General features: G+C 73.6%; 12 protein-coding genes. 6 read left to right on the plus strand and 6 right to left on the minus strand.

The window, feature by feature from the left end; translation table 11 throughout:
* Positions 1 to 30 precede the first annotated feature (30 nt).
* The 3 genes from ACZ6W9_RS01080 to ACZ6W9_RS01090 are packed head-to-tail and all read right to left on the minus strand — an operon-like array spanning position 31 to position 3,636.
* Positions 31 to 930 (minus strand): carbohydrate ABC transporter permease, encoded by a 900-nt coding sequence (locus ACZ6W9_RS01080; RefSeq protein ID WP_362928851.1) that lies wholly within the window; start codon positions 928 to 930, stop codon positions 31 to 33.
* Positions 927 to 1,949, minus strand: coding sequence for an ABC transporter permease (locus ACZ6W9_RS01085; RefSeq protein WP_362928853.1), 1,023 nt, complete (start codon positions 1,947 to 1,949; stop codon positions 927 to 929). The genes ACZ6W9_RS01080 and ACZ6W9_RS01085 overlap by 4 nt, the downstream gene beginning before the upstream one ends.
* The gene (locus ACZ6W9_RS01090; protein WP_389958443.1) at positions 1,942 to 3,636 is read right to left on the minus strand and encodes an extracellular solute-binding protein; all 1,695 of its coding nucleotides are present in this window, start codon (positions 3,634 to 3,636) and stop codon (positions 1,942 to 1,944) included. Before ACZ6W9_RS01090 ends, ACZ6W9_RS01085 begins: the two co-directional genes overlap by 8 nt.
* Positions 3,637 to 3,845: 209 nt before the next feature.
* On the opposite strand from ACZ6W9_RS01090, the gene ACZ6W9_RS01095 reads away from it, so the two are divergent.
* The 3 genes from ACZ6W9_RS01095 to ACZ6W9_RS01105 all read left to right on the plus strand — a co-directional run bounded on the left by ACZ6W9_RS01095 (position 3,846) and on the right by ACZ6W9_RS01105 (position 9,185).
* On the plus strand, positions 3,846 to 5,051 hold the full coding sequence (locus tag ACZ6W9_RS01095) for an ROK family protein (RefSeq protein WP_389958446.1): 1,206 nt from the start codon (positions 3,846 to 3,848) through the stop codon (positions 5,049 to 5,051).
* A 164-nt stretch (positions 5,052 to 5,215) separates the two neighbouring features.
* Positions 5,216 to 8,038 (plus strand): glycoside hydrolase family 3 C-terminal domain-containing protein, encoded by a 2,823-nt coding sequence (locus ACZ6W9_RS01100; protein WP_470116510.1) that lies wholly within the window; start codon positions 5,216 to 5,218, stop codon positions 8,036 to 8,038.
* 142 nt (positions 8,039 to 8,180) lie between these two features.
* Entirely contained in the window at positions 8,181 to 9,185 is a 1,005-nt protein-coding gene (locus tag ACZ6W9_RS01105) for a LacI family DNA-binding transcriptional regulator (protein ID WP_389958452.1), read from the plus strand.
* A 212-nt stretch (positions 9,186 to 9,397) separates the two neighbouring features.
* Here the strand turns inward: ACZ6W9_RS01105 and ACZ6W9_RS01110 are convergent, their stop codons facing one another.
* Together ACZ6W9_RS01110 and ACZ6W9_RS01115 are read right to left on the minus strand one after the other, a co-directional pair.
* Positions 9,398 to 10,774 (minus strand): hypothetical protein, encoded by a 1,377-nt coding sequence (locus ACZ6W9_RS01110; protein ID WP_389958455.1) that lies wholly within the window; start codon positions 10,772 to 10,774, stop codon positions 9,398 to 9,400.
* Between the two features lie 171 nt (positions 10,775 to 10,945).
* A complete protein-coding gene (locus tag ACZ6W9_RS01115; RefSeq protein WP_470116511.1) occupies positions 10,946 to 12,700 on the minus strand; it encodes an acetyl-CoA carboxylase biotin carboxylase subunit in 1,755 nt (584 codons plus the stop codon).
* A gap of 337 nt (positions 12,701 to 13,037) precedes the next feature.
* Here ACZ6W9_RS01115 and ACZ6W9_RS01120 point away from each other — a divergent pair, with 337 nt between their 5' ends.
* From ACZ6W9_RS01120 to ACZ6W9_RS01130, 3 genes are all read left to right on the plus strand, one after another.
* The gene (locus ACZ6W9_RS01120) at positions 13,038 to 13,310 is read left to right on the plus strand and encodes a WXG100 family type VII secretion target (RefSeq protein WP_179819513.1); all 273 of its coding nucleotides are present in this window, start codon (positions 13,038 to 13,040) and stop codon (positions 13,308 to 13,310) included.
* Between the two features lie 109 nt (positions 13,311 to 13,419).
* Positions 13,420 to 13,593, plus strand: coding sequence for a hypothetical protein (locus ACZ6W9_RS01125; RefSeq protein ID WP_470116512.1), 174 nt, complete (start codon positions 13,420 to 13,422; stop codon positions 13,591 to 13,593).
* Between the two features lie 48 nt (positions 13,594 to 13,641).
* The gene (locus ACZ6W9_RS01130) at positions 13,642 to 14,364 is read left to right on the plus strand and encodes a YqjF family protein (protein ID WP_389958464.1); all 723 of its coding nucleotides are present in this window, start codon (positions 13,642 to 13,644) and stop codon (positions 14,362 to 14,364) included.
* A gap of 86 nt (positions 14,365 to 14,450) precedes the next feature.
* Here the strand turns inward: ACZ6W9_RS01130 and ACZ6W9_RS01135 are convergent, their stop codons facing one another.
* Entirely contained in the window at positions 14,451 to 19,169 is a 4,719-nt protein-coding gene (locus ACZ6W9_RS01135; RefSeq protein ID WP_470116513.1) for an FtsK/SpoIIIE domain-containing protein, read from the minus strand.
* Positions 19,170 to 19,219: the final 50 nt, after the last annotated feature.

The raw sequence follows: 19,219 nt of genomic DNA on the forward strand, positions 1-19,219 counted from the left end.
TGAAGATCCAGGCAGGATGGGGCGCGCGGCTCAGCCCTTGACGGCGCCCACGATCACCCCCTTGGTGAAGTGGCGCTGGACGAACGGGTAGACGAACAGGACCGGGAGCAGCGCGACCACCACGATCGCCATCTGGATGGCCAGGCCGGGCGGCAGGGCCTGCCCGGGGATCGTGCCGGTCCCGCTCTGGCCGACGAACAGCGACTGGCCCTGGAGCACGTACTGCCGCAGCACGACCTGCAGGGGCCACTTGGCGTTGTCGTTCAGGTAGAGCACGGCGTTGAAGAACGAGTTCCAGTAGCCGACCGCGTAGAACAGGCCGATGACCGCGGTGACGCCCTTGGACATGGGCAGCACGATCCGCCGCAGGATGCGAAACTCGCTCGCGCCGTCGATGCGCGCGCTGTCGGTCACCTCGCCGGGGATGCTCATGAAGAACGACCGCATGACCACGAGGTTGAACGCGGTGACCGCGGTCGGCAGGATCAGCGCCCAGTAGCTGTCGATCAGGCCGAGCGAGCTGACCAGCAGGTAGTTGGGGATCAGTCCGGGGCCGAACAGGAACGTCAGCAGGATGAGGAACAGCAGCGGCCGGTGCAGCACCGAGCCGGGCCGGGACAGGCCGTAGGCGGCCAGCACCGTGACGCTCAGGCTGATCGCCGTGCCGACCGTGGTCACGCCGAGGCTGACCAGGACCGACCGGGTGACCACGCCGCCCGCGAACAGCTGCTGGTAGGCGGCGAGGGACAGTTCGCCGGGCATCGTGACCAGTCCGCCGGCCCTCGACACGGCCTCCTGGGTGGAGAGGCTGGTCAGCACGACCATGTAGATCGGGAAGAGGACGGCCGCCACGACGAGCGTGAGGACGAGTCCCTTGGCGAGCCCGCCGGCGCGGCCGGGCCGTTCGGCCCATGGAGGTGAGGTCGTCATGATCGTTTGTAGATTCCCTGTTCTCCGAACCGGTGGGCGACCTTGTTGGCGATGACGATCAGGATCAGTCCGGCCACGCCCTTGACCAGGCCCGCCGCCGCGCCGTAGCTCCACTCGCCGGTCAGCAGGGTGCGCCAGTAGACGAAGGTGTCCAGCACCTCGGCGGCGTCCCGGCCGACCGCGTCGCGTTGCAGGAAGAACTGCTCGAAGCCGACGTTCAGCGCCTCGCCCAGCCGCAGGATCAGCAGCAGGACGATCACCGGGCGCAGGCCGGGCAGCGTGACGTGCCACATCCGCCGCCAGCGCGAGGCGCCGTCCACCGCCGCCGCCTCGTAGAGGTTCTGGTTGATGGCGGCCAGCGCGGCCAGGAAGACGATCGCGCCCCAGCCGGCGTCCTTCCAGACCGTCTCGGCGGTCACCAGCAGGATGAAGGTGTCCGGGTTGGTCATGACGTCGAAGCCGCTGTAGCCGTGGTCCCGCAGGATCTGCGAGAGCAGCCCGGCGCCGCCGAACATCTGCTGGAACAGCGTGACGACCAGCACCCACGAGAAGAAGTGCGGCATGTAGACGATGCCCTGGATGAACACGCGCAGGCGGGGCCGTACCACGCTGTCGAGGAGGATGGCCAGCGCGATCGGCACCGGGAAGTAGAAGACGAGCTGGAACGCGGTGATCGACAGGGTGTTGAGCGTCGCGTCCCAGAAGCTGTCGTCGAGCAGCAGCCACTGGAAGTTGGAGATCCCGACCCACGGGCTGTCGGCGACGCCGACGTAGGGCGAGTAGTCCTGGAATGCGATGACGTTGCCGAGCAGCGGGACGTAGTGGAAGACGATCAGCAGCCCGATCGCGGGCACCGTCATCAGCAGCAGTTGCCAGTCGCGGCGCAGCCGGTCCCGGAAAGGGACACGGGTGCCCGGGCTTGTCGAGACGGCCCTTTTACCGACATGCTTGGAGGTGCCGGCGCCGGCGGGTGAGGTCAGGTCACCCGCCGGCCCGGTCCTCGGCTCGTTGCTAAGCACGGCCGTTGTCCCGCAGGATCTTCATGTAGAAGTCCCTGGCCTCGTCGCCGCCGTCTCGCCGCCACTCCGCGGCGATCTTCTTGGCGTCGCTGACCGGGCGCCGCCCGCGCATGATGTCGGTGAACTTGTCCTCGGTGGGCACCTGCAGGCCGGAGAACTTCGACGGCTTCTGGATCCGGATCCCGTCGAACGGGGTCTTCTCGACGTGCGGGAAGGTGGCCTGCTGCCACGCCATGTTGGCCTTGACCGCGTCGGGGTAGGCGACCCAGTCCACGAAGATGGGGCGTCCGCCGAGGAAGAGGTAGGTGGGGGCGACCTCCTTGCGGCCGAGGTCGTTCAGCTGCGGGACGTTCTTGTCGTCGCGGGTGAAGTGCTTGCCCTCCACCCCGAAGTTGGACAGCTCGTACTCCTTGGTCCCGTACGGCGCCGCGCACCAGTTGAGGATGGAGAGGATCTCCTCAACCTTCTCCTTCGGGGTGCCCTTCTTCACGAAGGTGAAGATCCCCGCCGCGTTGTTGTGGTACATCAGCGGCTTGCCGCCGTCGTGGGCGAAGACCGGGAAGGCGTCGATGGCGAAGTCGGGGTTCTTGCCGCGGTGCTGCTGCAGCAGCTCCTTCCAGCCGCCGAGCCCGTCGCGGTAGACGGTGATCTGCCCGCCCCCGATGAGGTCCTTCTCGTTGGCGCCCTTGCTGCTCACCACGGAGGGGTGGATCAGGTCCTCGGCGAAGAGCTTGCGCATGAACTCCAGCATCTGCTCGTACTCGGGGGTCTCGTACTTGTGGACGAGCTTGCCCCCCTCGTAGCGCCACTCCTGCGGGATCCGGAAGACCGTCCAGAGCATCTCGTGGATGTCGCCGAACGCCCAGCGCTTGTTCTTGGGGTCGTTGATCTCCTTGCCGAGCCGGTACAGCTCGTCGGCGTTCTTGGGCGCGGTGTTCCAGCCGTTCTTGTCGAACAGGTCCTTGCGGTAGAGCAGCGCGAAGGGGAAGGGCTCGGTGGGGAACGGCACCGCCATCAGCTTGCCGTTCCAGACCGACCACTCCCACGCGGCGGTCGGCAGGTTGGCCAGCAGCGGGTACGGCTTGACCTTGTCGCCCTGCAGGTAGGGGGTGAGGTCCTCGAACGCCTTGTCGACGGCCTGGTTGAAGTCGGCCATCTTCTCGATCTCCCAGCTGGGGATGACCATGAGGTCCGGGAGGTCGCCCGAGGCGAGGCGGGCGATCGCCTTGTCGGCGTACACCGTGCCGTCGGCGATCTGGAACTCCACGGTGGCGCCGATGTCGGCGTTGGCCGCCTGGAAGTAGGCGTTGTCCGCCAGGGCGGGCGGCACCGGGCCCCACAGCGGCGTCATGGCCTTGTAGGAGCCGCCCTTCCCTGCCTTGGCGGTCAGCGCGGGGGCGGGGGAGGCGGGGTAGGTGGTGAAGCCGCCGCCGATGCCGGGGATGCCCGGCAGGTCGGAGACGATGCCGGGGATGTCGGGCTGCGCGCCGGGGAAGGGCGCGTAGGTGGGGGTGAGGGAGGTCAGCTTCTCCGCGGCGGCGGCGGTGGCGCCCCCGCTTCCCGGCCGGGGGCCGCTCGGGGCGGAGCAGGCGCCGAGCAGGCCGCCTCCGGCGGCCATCGCGGCGCTGAGCCCCACCAGGCCGAGGAAGCCTCGGCGGGTGGTCGTCGCGCCCGGGGTCTGGGTCATGGCGCTTTCCCTTCGTCGGTTCAGATCAGGGGGGTGTCCGCGGGAGAGGGGTCGCGATAGAGTTAGTTCGTCTGATGGCCAAACAAATTAGTCGAGGCCGACCCCCGCCACAAGGGAGCGCCGACCCGGCGTCCGCGGGAGGCGGTCACGGATTGGTGAACGATGGTGCATGATGGGGCCAGCCTGGCCGAGCCGGAACGGGACTGACCTTGATCACATCTACGAGCGACCCGCAGCCGGCCGACTTCGCCGACGTGCGGGCGACCAACCTCGCCGTCGTCCTGCGGTTCGTGCGTGAGCACGCCCCCTGTTCGCGGGCGGACATCGCCGCCTCCACGGGGCTGAACAAGGCGACGGTCTCCAGCCTGGTCGCCGACCTGATCGACCGCCGGCTGGTCCGGGAGACCGGGCTGACCGAGAACCGCGTCGGCCGCCCGGCGACCATGCTGGTGCTCGACGGCTCGCCGTACGCGGCGATCGGCGTCGAGATCAACGTCGACTACGTCACCGCCGTGGCGGTGGACCTGTCGGGGGAGCGGCTGTTGTCCTGGCGGCGCTCCTTCCAGGGGCCCGACGTCACGGTGTCGCAGGCGATGGCCGTCGTCGCCGGGCTCGTCCGCCGCGTGACGGCCCGGATGGCCCGGGAGGAACGGCAGGTCCTCGGCCTCACCGTGGCCGTGCCCGGCCTGGTCGGCACCGACGGGGTCGTCCGCGTCGCGCCGAACCTCGGCTGGCGCGACGCCGACCTGGCCGGTGACCTCGCCAAGGCGCTCCGCGACCCCGGATTTCCGGTGCAGGTGGACAACGACGCCAACCTCGCCGCCCTGGCCGAGCACCGCTTCGGCCCGTGGGCCGGGACCGCCGACCTGGTGTACCTCACCGGCGAGATCGGGGTGGGCGCCGGGGTCATCCTCGACGGGCGGCTGCGGCGCGGCGGGCAGGGCTACGGCGGCGAGATCGGCCACATCCAGCTCGATCCGCTCGGCGCCGAGTGCCGCTGCGGCCGCCGTGGCTGCCTGGAGGCGATGGCCGGGATCGGCGCGGTGCTGGAGCACGCGGCGCTCTCGCCGGCGGAGGTGGAGGTCGAACTGGAGGAGACGGCCCGCCTGGCCCGGACCGGTGACGCGCACACCCTCGCCGTCCTGGCCGACGTCGGCCGCAACCTCGGCCGGGGCGTCTCGATGATGGTCAACCTCCTCAACCCCGAGGTGGTCGTCCTCGGCGGATACTACGTGCCCCTCGCCCCCTGGCTGCTGCCCGAGATCGAGGCCGAGGCGCGCGGGCGGGTGATCGCGCCGGACGCCGGCGGCTGCCGCGTCGTGGCCTCCACCCTCGGGTACGGCGCCGCCGCGCTCGGCGGCGCCGCCCGGGTGCTCGATCTGGTGGATTCAGGGCGTTTGCCGCGAATCTCTTGACCTGAGTCGCACGGGCGTGCACCCTCGGGGAAGCTCCGTTCGAAACACCCGCGTAACGAACGGAGCATTTCCGGATCATTCATCGAAGCGCTTCGACGGACCGGGGCGCCTCCATCAGACCGATTTTCGAAGCGCTTCGATACCCCCCAGAGGACGGTCCCCCCATGAACGAACCCTTCCGCGACCCCGGAGTCCCCCTCGCCGAGCGCGTCGCCGACCTGCGGGACCGCCTGACACCGGAGGAGAAGATCGGCCTGCTGCACCAGTACCAGGCGCCGATCCCGCGGCTGGGCGTGGAGGGTTTCCGCACCGGCACCGAGGCCCTGCACGGTCTGGCCTGGCTCGGCCCGGCGACGGTGTTCCCGCAGGCCGTGGGGCTGGCCAGCACCTGGGACCCGGAGCTGGTCAGATGGGTCGGCGAGGCGACGGGAGACGAGGTCCTGGCCTTCCACCGCAAGGACCCGTCCGGCGCCGGGCGCAACGTCTGGGCGCCCGTGGTGAACCCGCTGCGCGACCCCCGGTGGGGACGCAACGAGGAGGGCTACTCCGAGGATCCGTGGCTGACCGGCGTCATGGCGGCGGCGTACGCGTGGGGCCTTCGTGGGAGCGATTCCACCGTGCTGAAGACCGCGCCCACCCTCAAGCACTTCCTGGGCTACAACAACGAGACCGACCGCTGCGTCACCTCCAGCGGCCTGCCGCCCCGGGTGCTGCACGAGTACGAGCTGCCCGCCTACCGGCCCGCCCTGGAGCAGGGCGCGGCGGTGGCCGTCATGCCGTCCTACAACCTCGTCAACGGACGCCCGGCGCACCTCAGCCCGCTGATCCGCGAGGCCCTGCGCGAGTGGGCGCCCGACGACATCCTCGTGGTCAGCGACGCATACGCCCCGGGGAACCTCGCCGGCATGCAGGCGTACCACGAGGACCTGCCCACGGCCTACGCCCACGCGATCAGAGCGGGCCTGGACAGCTTCACCCAGGACGACGACCGGTCCGGCGAGACCCTCGGGCACATCCGCCGGGCACTGGAGCTGGGCCTGCTCACCGAGGAGGACGTCGACGAGGCGGTACGGCACGCGCTGTCCATCCGGTTCCGGCTCGGCGAGTTCGACCCCGCCACGCCGTACGAGGGGATCACCGAGGCGGTCGTCAACTGCACCGAACACCGTGAGCTGGCCCGCGAGGCCGCCCGGCGCTCGATCGTGCTGCTGCGCAACGACGGGATCCTGCCGCTGGCCGCGCCCGGCCGGATCGCGGTCATCGGCCAGCTCGGCGACACGCTGATGGAGGACTGGTACTCCGGCACGCTCCCCTACGCCGTCACCGCCCGCGCCGGTCTCGCCGAACGGTGCGAGACGGTGTTCTGCGAGGCCGTGGACCGGGTCGCGCTGAGCGTGGAGGCCGGGGCCGTCGTCGCCGACCCCGGCGGCGGGCCGCTGTCCGTCGCGCCCGGCGGCGGGGGCGACGAGGCCCTGTACGACCTGTTCGACTGGGGCGGCGGGTCGTACGCGCTGCGGGCCGTGGCGACCGGCCGTCACCTGTCGGTGGGCGACGACGGCGTGCTGGTCAACGACCAGCCCGGCCCCAACGGCTGGGAGGTGCGCCAGACCTTCCGGATGGAGCGCCGCCCGCGCGGGACGCTCGCCCTGCGGCACATCTCCACCGGCCGCTACGTCGCCCTGGACGACGGGACGTTCCGGCTGGCCGACGACGCCGACGCGGCGGCCTGGCTCACCATGGAGCGGGTGGTGGACGGCGCCGAGACCGCCGCCGCCCTCGCCGCGACGGCGGACGTGGCCGTCGTGGTGGTCGGGGACCACCCGCTGGTCAACGGCCGCGAGACCGAGGACCGCCTCGACCTGGACCTGCCCGCCGCCCAGCAGGCCGTCGTCCGGGCGGTGCGGGCGGCCAACCCGCGGACCGTCATGGTGATCAGCAGCGGCTACCCCGTCTCCTGGGCCGACGAGGACCTGCCGGCCGTGCTGTGGTCGTCGCACGGCGGCCAGGAGTACGGCCACGCCCTGGCCGAGGTGCTCTTCGGCGACGCCGACCCCGAGGGCCGGCTCACCCAGACCTGGTACCGCTCGGCGTGCGAGCTGCCCGACCTGCTCGACTACGACATCATCGCCTCCGACGCCACCTACCAGTACTACCGGGGCGAACCGCTCTTCCCCTTCGGGCACGGCCTCAGCTACACCACGTTCGACTACTCCGGCCTGACCGTCTCGGTGGAGAACGGCCCCGGCGGCGCGGACGGCCCTAGCGGCGCGGAGGGCGGCACGGTCACCGTCACCGCCACGGTCGCCAACACGGGCCCCCGCGCCGGGGCCGAGGTCGTCCAGCTCTACACCCACCAGCGCGGCTCCCGGGTCAAGCAACCGCTGCGCCGCCTGCGCGGCTTCACCAAGGTACGGCTCGCACCCGGCGAGAGCACCACGGTGAGCTGGCGCCTCCCCGTCCGCGACCTGGCCTTCTGGGACGTCACCCGCAACCGGTTCGTCGTGGAGGACGCCCCGCACCGGGCCATGGTCGGCCGCTCCGCGCGGGACATCCGGCTGTGCGCCTCCTTCCACGTCGAGGGGGAGCGCATCCCGCCCCGCGCGGCCCTGGCCGGGCCGATCCGCGCGGTGGACCACGACGAGTACGACGCGGTGGCCTTCGTGGACGCCGACCGGGTCTCCGGCGACGCCGTGCGGTCCACCGAGGCGGGGGCGTGGATCGCGTTCCGCTCGACGGACTTCGGCGACGGGGCCGCCTCGCTCTCGGCGCGTGTCACCGGTGCCGAGGGCGGCGTGATCAGCCTGAGGCTGGACGACCCGCTGCACGGCCCGCTCCTCGGCGACCTCGCCGTCCCCCGGGCGGGCCGCTACGACCTCACCGAGGTCCGCACCGGGCTCGCGGATGTCCGCGGGGTCCGTGATCTCTATATGGTGTTCGAGAACGCCGGGATCACCCTGGCCGGCTTCACCTTCGGAGAGCGCACGTGAGCGAGTGCGACGAGCGGACGGCATGGCGCGCCCGCGGGCGCGTCCCCCGGGACACCGGGCGGGGCAACGGTGTCCTCCCAGCCGGCGGACGTGTCCTTCCGGTCGGCGGACGCGTTCTTCCGGCCGGCGGGCGAGGAGGCGCATGAGCGGGCGGGCGGTGACGATCGCCGAGGTCGCCCGGCACGCCGGGGTGGCGGTGAGCACCGTCTCCTACGTCCTCAGCGGGAAACGGGCGATCTCCGCCGACACCCGGCGGCGGGTCCTCGACAGCGTGCGGACGCTCGGGTACCACCCCAACGCCGGGGCCAGAGCGCTGGCCAGCCGGCGGGCGAACGTCATCGCGCTGGTGCTGCCGCTGCGGGCCGGGATGCACGTCCCGGTGCTGATGCAGTTCGCCACCTCGGTGGTCACCGCAGCCCGGGGCTACGACCACGACGTGCTGCTGCTGACCGCCGACGAGGGGGCCGAGGGACTGCGCAGGGCGGTGGCGAGCGCCCTGGCCGACGGCCTGGTGCTGATGGACGTGGAACTGCACGACAGCAGGGTGCCGCTGCTGCGCGAGCTCGCCGAGCCGAGCGTCCTGATCGGATTCCCCGCCGATACGGCCGGGCTGACCTGCGTGGACCTCGACTTCCACCGGGCCGGCGCGCTCTGCGTGGAACACCTGGCCGAACGCGGGCACCGGGAGGTGGCGCTGCTCGGCGCCCCCTCGGTGGTCTACGAGCGCGGCACCGGGTTCGCCCGCCGTACCAGGGAGGGGTTCACCGAGGCCGTGGCCGGGCGTGGCATGACCGGTACGGCCCTGCCGTGCGAGGAGAGCTTCGAGGAGGTCGCGGAGACGGTACGGCGGCTGCTGGAGACGCGGCCGGAGCTGTCGGCCCTGGTCGTGCACAACGAGGCGGCGGTCGGCCACGTGCTCGGGGCGCTGCGCCAGTACGGCAGGCGGGTCCCCGAGGACGTCGCGGTGGTGGCGATCTGCCCCGACGACGTCGCCGAGCGGGCCGGCCCGGCGCTCACGTCGGTGCTGGTCCCGGCCGAGGACGTGGGCCGCGAGGCGGTGCGGCTGCTCATGGCCAAGCTGACGGGCGCCGCCGTGCCGGACGCCACCCTGCTCGCCCCCCGGCTGACGGTGCGCGGGAGCACCTGACCTCGTCCGGCGGAGCGGACGCGTCGGCCGCCCGGCGGGTCCCGGCGGCCCCGCAGAGCCCGCCGCGTGCGAGGTCCGCCGGGCGCCGTAGGCGGCCGGGACGCGGAGACGGGCGCCGTACGGGATCCGGACACGGAGACGGGCGCGTCCCCTCGGGGGAACGCGCCCGTCTCGCCGTCTCAGGAGGCGATCGTCAACCGGTCACCGGCGGGTCACCAGTCGCCCCCACCGAAGTCACCGCCGCCGAAGTCTCCGCCGCCGCCGAAGTCGCCCCAGCCGCCGCCGCCGAAGTCTCCGCCGCCGCCGAAGTCGGCACCGCCGCCCGCGTCGGCCACGCCCTGCTCGTAACCCATGCCGTAGCCGCCGCCCATGCCCCAGCCGCCGCCCATCATGCCACCGAGCATGGTGCCGACGAGCATGCCGGTCATGATGTCGCCGAAGCCGCCGTAGTAGCCGTAGGCGTAGGGCTGGTAGGCGGGACCGGCCTCGTAGTACGGGCGGTAGCCGCCGTTGACCATGACCTGGCGCGTCTGCGGCTCGAAGCCGCGCTCGACGGCCTCGGCGTCCGCCGCGCAGGCCGGGACGTCGCGCACCGCGCCGCCGGGCGGGGCCCAGCGCACGTCACGGGCGGACGGGCCGTGCTGCGGGTTGAAGAAGCACGGGGAACGCCGCTCGGGAAGCGGCTGGTTGTTGACGCGGGCCTTGACGCAGGCGAGGGCGTAGCGGCCCTCCTCCAGCGTGGAGGTCACGTTGCGCAGTTCGTCGGGGCGCTTGACCGCGTCCAGCTCCACCTTGGCCCGCTCGTAGGAGTCGAGGGCGCGCTGCCAGTCCTGCTGGTGCTCGGCGCCGTCGCCGAGGAGCTTGACGTCGGTGTCGAGGCCGGTGATCTCCTCGCCGAACTTGGTGACGTCCTCGTCCACGGTCTGCTTGACCGCGGCCAGCTCCGCCGCCTCGCGGGCCTCGCGCTGCTTCTTCTTCTTGCGGGAGTAGAAGAAGAGGCCGAAACCGCCGGCCAGGGCCAGCACCAGGATGCCGATCAGGACGCCCCCGCCGCCTCCGGAGGAGGAGCGGGAATCCGATCCGGAGCCGGAGCCGAGCCCGGCGCCGCTGGCCGCGTCGTCGGCCAGCTTGACGAAGTTGACCACGTTGTCGGTGGGGCTGGAGGTGGTCTTGGCCCGGCCCAGCAGCTCGTCGACGTCGACGCCCTTGATGTTGGAGACGCCGAACGGGGTCTTTCCGCTCATCAGCAGGATGGTGGACTTGCCGCCGACGTCCTTGCGGACGGAGGTCAGCAGGGTCCTGGCCTGCGACTTGCTGGTGACGGACCCCTCAGGCAGCAGCCCGACGTAGACCGAGGAGCTCTTCGTCTGCCCGACGGCTCCGCGGATCTCGTCGACGGCGTTCGCGGGGATGCCGGAGGCGGGATCCGCGTAGAAGCGGTCGCCGTCCGTCAGGCCCGAGGAGATCGTGCCCGGGTCGGGCGCGGCGGCATGGGCGGCTGGAGCGATCATGAAGACGGCCAGCAGCCCGGCGAGCAGCGCGACGAGCGCGGCGCCGAGGCGGCCCGGTGCGGTTTTTGTCGTGATCACGGCAAGAAAGCCTCCTTCGCCCTTCAGGACGAACAAGCGGACGTCAGAGTTCCCACTTCCCGACCGTATCCCTTCCAGACGTCCCCCGCGGCGTCCGGGACGGCGCGGCGGCCGCCGCGCGCCGTCCCGGACGCCCGTGGGGTCGCGGATCCGCGCCGCCCCGGGCGCCGGTCAGGCGTCCTTGATGTCGCAGATCACGGCGCCCGCGGTGACGGTCTGGCCGGGCGTGGCCGCCAGGCCGGTGACGGTGCCCGACTTGTGCGCGGTCAGCGGCTGCTCCATCTTCATCGCCTCCAGCACCACGACGGTGTCGCCGGCCGCGACGGCGTCGCCGTCGGCGGCCACCACCTTGACGATGGTGCCCTGCATCGGGCTGACCAGGCTGTCGCCCCCGGCCACGGCCTTCTTGCCCGCACCGCCCGGGTTCCCCCGCCGGGGCGGCCTGGCGGAGCCCCGGGCCGGGGCCGGCGCGGCGAACCCGGCCGGCAGCACGACCTCCAGGCGCTTGCCGCCGACCTCGACGGTGATGTGCTCCCGCTCGGCGGGCGCGCCGGAGTCGGCCACCGGGCCGGCGTACGGCTCGATGGGCGTGGCGAACTCGGTCTCGATCCACCGGGTGTGCACCGAGAACGGGTCGGAGGTGAAGGCCGGGTCCTCGATGACGGCGCGGTGGAAGGGCAGCACGGTCGGCATGCCCTCGATCTCGAACTCCGCCAGCGCCCGGCGGGCGCGCTGCAGCGCCTGCTCGCGGGTCGCGCCCGTCACCACCAGCTTGGCGACCAGGGAGTCGAAGGACTGCGGGACGGTCATCCCCTCCTCGTAGCCGGAGTCCAGCCGCACGCCGGGCCCGGACGGGACGCGCATCGCGGTGATGGCGCCCGGCGCGGGCAGGAAGTTGCGCCCGGCGTCCTCGGCGTTGATCCGGAACTCGAACGAGTGGCCGCGCAGCGGCGGGTCGTCGTAGCCCAGCGGCTCGCCGTCGGCGATCCGGAACATCTCACGCACCAGGTCGACGCCGGCGACCTCCTCGGTCACCGGGTGCTCGACCTGCAGGCGGGTGTTGACCTCCAGGAAGGAGATGGTGCCGTCCTGCCCCACGAGGAACTCGCAGGTGCCCGCCCCGACGTAACCCGCCTCGCGCAGGATCGCCTTGGAGCTCGACCGCAGCAGCCCGACCTGCTCGTCGGTCAGGAACGGCGCGGGGGCCTCCTCGACCAGCTTCTGGTGGCGGCGCTGCAGCGAGCAGTCACGGGTCGAGACCACCACCACGTTGCCGTGGGCGTCGGCCAGGCACTGGGTCTCCACGTGGCGGGGACGGTCGAGGTAGCGCTCGACGAAGCACTCGCCCCGGCCGAACGCGGTGACGGCCTCGCGGACGGCGCTGTCGTACAGGTCGGGGATCTCCTCGGCCGTCCTGGCCACCTTGAGGCCGCGCCCGCCGCCGCCGTACGCGGCCTTGATCGCGATGGGCAGGCCGTGCTCGGCGGCGAAGGCCAGCACCTCGTCGGGGCCGGAGACCGGGTCGGGGGTTCCGGCCACCAGCGGCGCGCCGACCGCCTGGGCGATGTGGCGCGCCTGGACCTTGTCGCCGAGGGCGTCGATCGCGGACGGCGGCGGGCCGATCCAGGTCAGGCCCGCGTCGATGACGGCCTGGGCGAAGGCGGCGTTCTCGGCGAGGAAGCCGTAGCCGGGGTGGACGGCGTCGGCGCCGCTGTCGCGGGCGACGCGCAGCAGCTTGCCGACGTCCAGGTAGGTCTCGGCCGGGGACTGACCGCCCAGCGCGTACGCCTCGTCGGCGACCCGCGCGTGCAGCGCGTCGAGGTCCTGGTCGGCGTAGACCGCGACGCTGGCCAGCCCGGCGTCCCTGCACGCGCGGGCGATCCGCACCGCGATCTCACCACGGTTGGCGATCAGGACCTTGTGCACCGACGTGTTCCCTTCGTGCGTTCGTACGGCCCGGCGGGTCTTGTCGATGGAGCATCGGCCTCGGGCCTTCAACGGAGTGTAGGCGTCATCTGATCGCCGGGTCTCGTCCGGGTTGCTCGGTGCGGTGACCGTTTCGCCGGCCGCCGGCCGTCCCGCCGCCCGGGGGCCGTCCCCGGGACGCGCGGACCGGCATGAGAAACCGGGTGAAAACGCGGCGGCCTTTCGGGTGGGAAGGAAGATCCATAGCCGCTGCGCATATTCACGAAATCATTGTGGTCCGGTCGCCTATCGTGATTTCGTTTGGTGATCCCCGACACCCATCCCGAAGGAGACGGGCATGAGCCAGAACTTGCTCGGCGGAAATCCCGCGGAAATGCAGCAGATGGCCACCCAGTTCACCCAGCAGGCGGACCAGGTGAGGGCCACGATGGCCGCGTTGGACCGGGAGGCCGGCAAGGTCGGCACCGCCTGGACCGGTCCCGGCGCCCAGCGGTTCAGCGAGGCCTGGCAGAACTACCGCGCGGCCTTCCAGCGGATGTCCGAGGAGCTCGCCGAGGCGTCCCGCGTCATCAACACCTACCGCGGCAACATCGAGTCGGCCACCCGCTGACCCGTCGGCCGTGGCCCTGCTTCGCCGTTTCCACAGCGAAGCAGGGCCATGGCGACCAATTCAGGGCAAAGCTCCGGACAAGGGTTTTTCACCTGCTGAGGGGCGAGCAATGAGCGCTTGGCAGCCCCGGCGGGAGCACCCGCCGGGTGAACCCGCGGCCGACGCGGGCCGTCCCGGTCTGGAGGAGATCCTGGACCGTGCCGCCGCCGCCGCGGTCGACACCTTCTCCACCGAGGACATCCTGGACGAATTGGACAGAGGGAGATCCGAGCGGCGATCATGACCGGCACCGCGCCGGACCGAACGGGCCGGATCCGGGTAGGAACCGGTCATGTCCGCTGCACCGCCTCCGTCCCCGCGAGTGGACCGGCCGGTGATGTACCACCGCTGGTCCCACATCACGTTCGTCCACTGGCGCTATCCCGCCGAGCTGATCCAGGCCACGCTGCCGCCAGGTCTCAAGGTCGACGCCTTCGACGGAACGGCGTGGGTCAGCCTGACCCCCTTCCTGCTGGAGGGGTTGCGGCCGCCGGGGATCCCGGCCCTGCCGTGGCTGTCCCGCTTCCCGGAGACCAACGTGCGCACCTACGTGCGCGACGAGCGGGGCCGCGCCGGGATCTGGTTCTACTCGCTGGACGCCGGCCGTCTCCCGGCCGTCCTCGGCGCCCGCCTCACCTACGGGTTGCCCTATTTCTGGTCGGACATGGCGGTGCGGGTGGACGGCGCGCGGCGCCGCTACCGCTGCCGCAGGCACCGGCCGCTCCAACCGGGCGGGCACTGCGACGCCGTCGTGGAGACCGGGCCGCCGCTGGACGCCCCGGACGAGGCCGCGATCTTCCTGACCGCCCGCTACCGGCTGTTCACCCTCTTCGCGGGCACGCTGGCCTCGGCCGAGGTCGAGCATCCCCCGTGGCCGCTGCGCGAGGTCCGGCTGGAGCGCCTGGACCAGAACCTCGTCCGGGCGGCCGGGCTGCCCGCCCCGGACCACCCGCCGCTCCTGCACGCCTCTCCCGGCGTTCCGGTGGCCGTCGGGATGTGGCACCCGGTCCGCTGACGTGCGCCGGCCGGGTGCTTCCCGGGTGCTTTCCGGGGCCGCCTCGGCCGGACCGCCGGACGCGTTCCGGCACCCTCGGGCCGGGTTCAGCCGGGCAGGGCGGTCTGGACGGGGGTCGTCGAGCCGAGCGTGACCAGCAGGCCCCGGCCGGGCGGGCCGCCGACCGCGCCGCGCGGCAGCCGGATCGTGAACAGGTCGCCGTCGGCGGGGCTCTGCACCGCCAGCAGCAGGCCGGTCCGGGACTTGCGGGCCTCGGCGACGAACCCGCGGTAGGCGGTGGTCAGGTCGCCGGTGGCCCCGCCGGCGATCAGGCCGTGCTCGCCGTCGCGGCCGGTGCGCAGCACCTGTTCCAGGGCCATGCCCAGCGGGGAGTCGGGGGAGACGAGCTCGGCGTCGTCGACGACCACCACGTAGCGCTCCCGTCCGGCGACGGCCCCCTCCAGATCGCCGTCCGCGCCGAGGACGGCCACCACGCCGGGCACGCCCGCCAGGTCGCGCAGCGGGCTGCGCCGCGGGGCGACCGCGATCACCGGTGTGCCGTGCTCCAGCAGCGAGCGGGCGGCGGTCACCAGCGCCGAGGACCGGCCGGACCGGGGCGGGCCCGCGACGACCGCACCGGGGCCGTGGGCCATCAGGTCGACGCCCATGGGGGTCAGCGAGTCGCCGCCGGCGCCGAGCAGGGCCCACAGCGGTGACGGCGGCTCGTGCGACGGCGCCAGCGCCATCGCCTGCGCCGCGGTGATCCGGGTCGGCAGCGCGTCCACCCGCAGCGGCGGCTCACCGCCCCAGACCCACCCGGCGGGCCCGGCCGCGGCGGTGGCCGTGGCGGCGCCCGCCGCGGCGGCCACCGGGGACACGACCCGGTCGCCGCCGAAGCGGGCGGGGATCGCGCGTGACAGCGCCTGGAGCTCGGCGACCTGGGCCGGGCCGGACGGGTCGTCGCGGAGCAGCCCGATCTGGTGCTCGACGACGCCGTGCTCGCCGGACGACACCGCGCGGCCGGGGCCGAGCACGGCCGGAAGGTCCTTGACCGGCAGCCCGGCCAGGCCGTAGTCGGCCGGGTCGGCCAGCCGCAGGATCAGCCGGTCGTCGAACACCGTGGAGATCTGGCCGATCAGCGCCGACCGGTCGCCGGTCACCACGGCGCGCAGCCCGACCGCCGGGCCCTCGCGCAGCAGCTGCATCATCGCCTCGACCAGCCGGCCGTAGTCGTAGTTCTCGAACGCGGCGACGAACCCCTCCCATCGGTCGAGCATCAGCACCAGCCAGGGCGGCCGCTCACCCGGGAACCCCAGGGATCCCGGGGACCCGGGGGACCCGGGGGACCCGGAAGACCCGGGGGGCACCGTGGAGCCGGTGGAGCCGGCGCGCAGCTCGGCCAGCGAGGCGTGACCGGCCTCGGCGAGGAGCTGCTGGCGCCGTCCGACCTCGGCGCGCAGCCGGGTCAGCAGCCGCTCGACCCGGTCGAGCTGGTCGCGGGTCACCACCGCGCCGCAGTGCGGCATCGCCATCAGCGGCAGCAGCGCCCCCGAGCCGCAGTCGATCACGTGCAGGTGCACGTCCTCCGGGGACGCGCCCGCCGCGATCGCCCCGGCCAGGGTGCGCAGCGCGGTGGAGCGCCCGCTCCGGGGGGAGCCGGCCAGCAGCAGGTGGCCCCCGCGGGCGAGGTCCAGCGTCAGCGCCCGCCGGTCCTGCGCCCACGGCAGGTCCGTCATGCCGAAGGCCAGTGGCGGCACCTCCTCCTTCCCCGGCCGGTACGGCGCGGCCCCCTCGGGCTCCGGGAGGCCGGGGGCGACCACCAGGTCGGGGAGCGGTTCCAGCCAGGGGCTCGGCTGCCGGGGGACTCCGGCGACGCGGGCGGCGTCGGCCAGGGCGTCGGCGAGCACGGACAGGTCGGTGACGGCCGCCCCCTCGGCCGCCGCGTCCGGGGCGGCCGGCGGATGCCCCAGGGCCCGCCAGCCGACCTCGGTGACCCGGGCCCGGACCTCGCTCGCCGCGCCGGGGCCGCGCCCGCCGATCCGCGCGGTCTGCACGGCGACGGCCGCGCCCGCCCCCGACTTGACGTAGCACCGGCCGGGGGCCGACTTGGGGATGTGCGCGGCGTCCGGCCGGCCGATGACGTCTGCGGACTCGGCGGCCTCGGTCACCCGCAGCGCGATCCGCAGCGAGGTGTTGGCCTGGATGTCGGCGGTCACCACGCCGCCGGGCCGCTGGGTGGCCAGGACGAGGTGGATGCCGAGCGAACGGCCCCGCCTGGCGATGTCCACCAGCCCGGTCATGAAGTCGGGCAGCTCGGTGACCATGGCCGCGAACTCGTCGATGACCAGCACCAGCCGGGGCAGCGGGGGCAGCGGCGCGCCCCGGCCGCGCAGCGGCGTGGGCGGGGCGGACGGGGCGCCGCCCCCGGCGACGAGCAGGTCGCGGGAGGCGCGGGCCGTCTGGGCGTCGCGCAGTTCGTGGTAGTCCTCGATGTCCTTGGCCCCGGCGGACAGCAGCAGCCGCTCGCGGCGCCGGATCTCCGCGGCCAGGGAGTCCAGGGCCCGCTGGGTCAGGTGGCCGTCGAGGTCGCTGACCATACCGACGGTGTGCGGGAGCCGTACGCACTCCTTGAAGGCGGCGCCGCCCTTGTAGTCGATCAGCACGAACGTCATCTCGTCGGGCCGGTTGACCACCGCGAGAGAGCAGATGAGCGTCTGCAGCAGCTCCGACTTGCCCGCGCCGGTGGTGCCGGCGATGAGGGCGTGCGGGCCGTCGACGCGCAGGTCGACCGAGAACGGCCCGTCGGGGCCGACGCCGATCAACGCCTCGGTGGACCGGCCCCATCGTCCGGCCAGGGCCTCGCCGGACACCGACGGCAGCCGTAGCGCGTCGAGCAGCCGCGCGGAGCCGGGCAGGGCCGTGGCGGCGTCGTCACGGCTGACGTCGCGCAGCGGCGCCAGGGACCGGGCCAGCCGGTCGCACCAGGTGGCCGTGACCTGGTCGGCCAGGATCCCGCCGATGCCGTCCAGCCCGCCGCCGCGCAGCCGTACGGTGCCGTCGGCGGCCACGTCGGCGACGGTGGCGCACTCCTCGGGCAGCAGCCGCTGGTCGTCGTCGATCGCCAGGGTGTGGACGCCGGCCCGCGGGCCCTGGCGCAGCACCTGCGGCATGCCGGGCAGGGCGCGCAGGACCTGCGCGCCGTCCAGGACGACCAGCACGTCGTAGGGGCGCTCGTCGTAGACGGGGATCGGCTCGTCCCGCCCGGTCCCGCCGCCGAGGTCGGCCCAGCCGGCGGGGGCGCGGCCGATCCGGGCGGCGGGGTCGTCCTCCTCGCCGAGCCGCTCCTCGATCAGCGTGACCAGCTCGCTCACCCGCCGGGCCGCGGCCTCGGGATCGGCGCCGACCAGCGCGACGCAGTCCTCGCCGCCGTGCGGGGCGCAGTGGGGCAGCCAGCGCACCCAGTTCCACCGCTCCTCGCCGTCGCCGTGCGCCGACAGCACCACGATCGCCAGGTCGCGCGGGCTGTGCAGGACGGCGGCCTGGCCCACCAGCCAGCGCGCCAGTCCGGCCGTCCGGGACCGTGGGCCGGTCAGCCCGGCGACGCCCAGCCGCCGCATGGCCAGGGCCACCGGCACGGCGTGGCAGGCGGGCGGGTCGGGCGGGACGAAGTCGGCGGGCGCGGACCGCTCGGGGACGAACTCCAGGCCGGCCGGCAGGTCGGCGAGGCCGACCCGCAGGCGCAGCGCGTCGGGGTCGTGGTCGCGGCGCTCCCAGAGCCGCCGCCGGGGGCCGGTCGCGGTGAGCAGGACCTCGGCGGGGTCGGGCGCGGCGGCGCGGCGCTCGGCCTCGTCGGCGGCGCGCGCCGCCTCCACCGCGGCCTCGAACTCCCGCATCCGCTCCCGGTAGCGTTTGAGCTCCTTGCGGTACTGCTTGCGGCCGTGCCGCCGGTCGCTCACCCACTGGCCGACCATGATGAGCGGGGTCATCAGCGCGATCAGCAGGTAGTACCACGCCTTGAGCGCCAGGGCCATGCCGACGCCGAGCACGAGGGGCAGGAACGCGGTCAGCAGCTGCAGCCGCATGCCCTCGGCCCGTTTCGGCTCGGCCGGGACCTCGAAGCGCCGTTCGCCGCCGGGGGAGCGGAGCCGGGGCGGCCGGTTGTAGGCGAGGCCGCCGTCGGGCTGGGCGTCGAGGTGGGCGTCGGGGGGCTCCACGGCGGTCAGCGTCAGCACGGTCGTGCCGCAGGTCAGCAGGGCGTGCTCGGGCCAGGGCGCGAGGCCGCGGAGGGGTTCGCGGTCCAGCCGCGGCACGGCCCCGCCTCCCGGGGCGGGCTCCACGGTGATGGCCTCGGGGGTGAGGCGGATCACCGCGGCCTCGGCGGGCAGCCCCGGGTCGGGGACGGACACCGCGCAGACGGGGTCGGAGCCGACGACGTGGACGCCCAGGCCCAGCCGGTGCACCGACCCGGCGGCCGGGCCGCCGACGACGCGGATCTCCACGATGCCGCCGGGCTCCTCGGCGATGGTGGCGGCGGCGAGGTCGCGGTCGAGGGTGACGAGGTCGCCGTCGCGGAGCAGGCCGAGGACCGGGGCGCCGGGGTCGAGGGCGCGGCCGTCGAGCCAGAGGTCCGGCGGCTCGGCGGCGTCGCCGTCGCGGCCCAGGCCGTACGGGGCCCTGGTGCGGGTCAGCCGCACCACGTTGGTCGGCCGCTCGCCGCCCTGCCCGGAGAGCGACTCCGCCAGCCGGCCCACCGTGGTGGTCTCGTCCGCCTCCACCACGACGTCGCGGTCGGCGTGCTCGCCGAGCACGGTGAGCATGATGCGCATCGCCGCTCTCCCTCGGTCGGGGGCCGGGTCCGCCGGGTCCACGGTACAGA

The organism is Streptosporangium sp. NPDC053982, assembly GCF_055585205.1.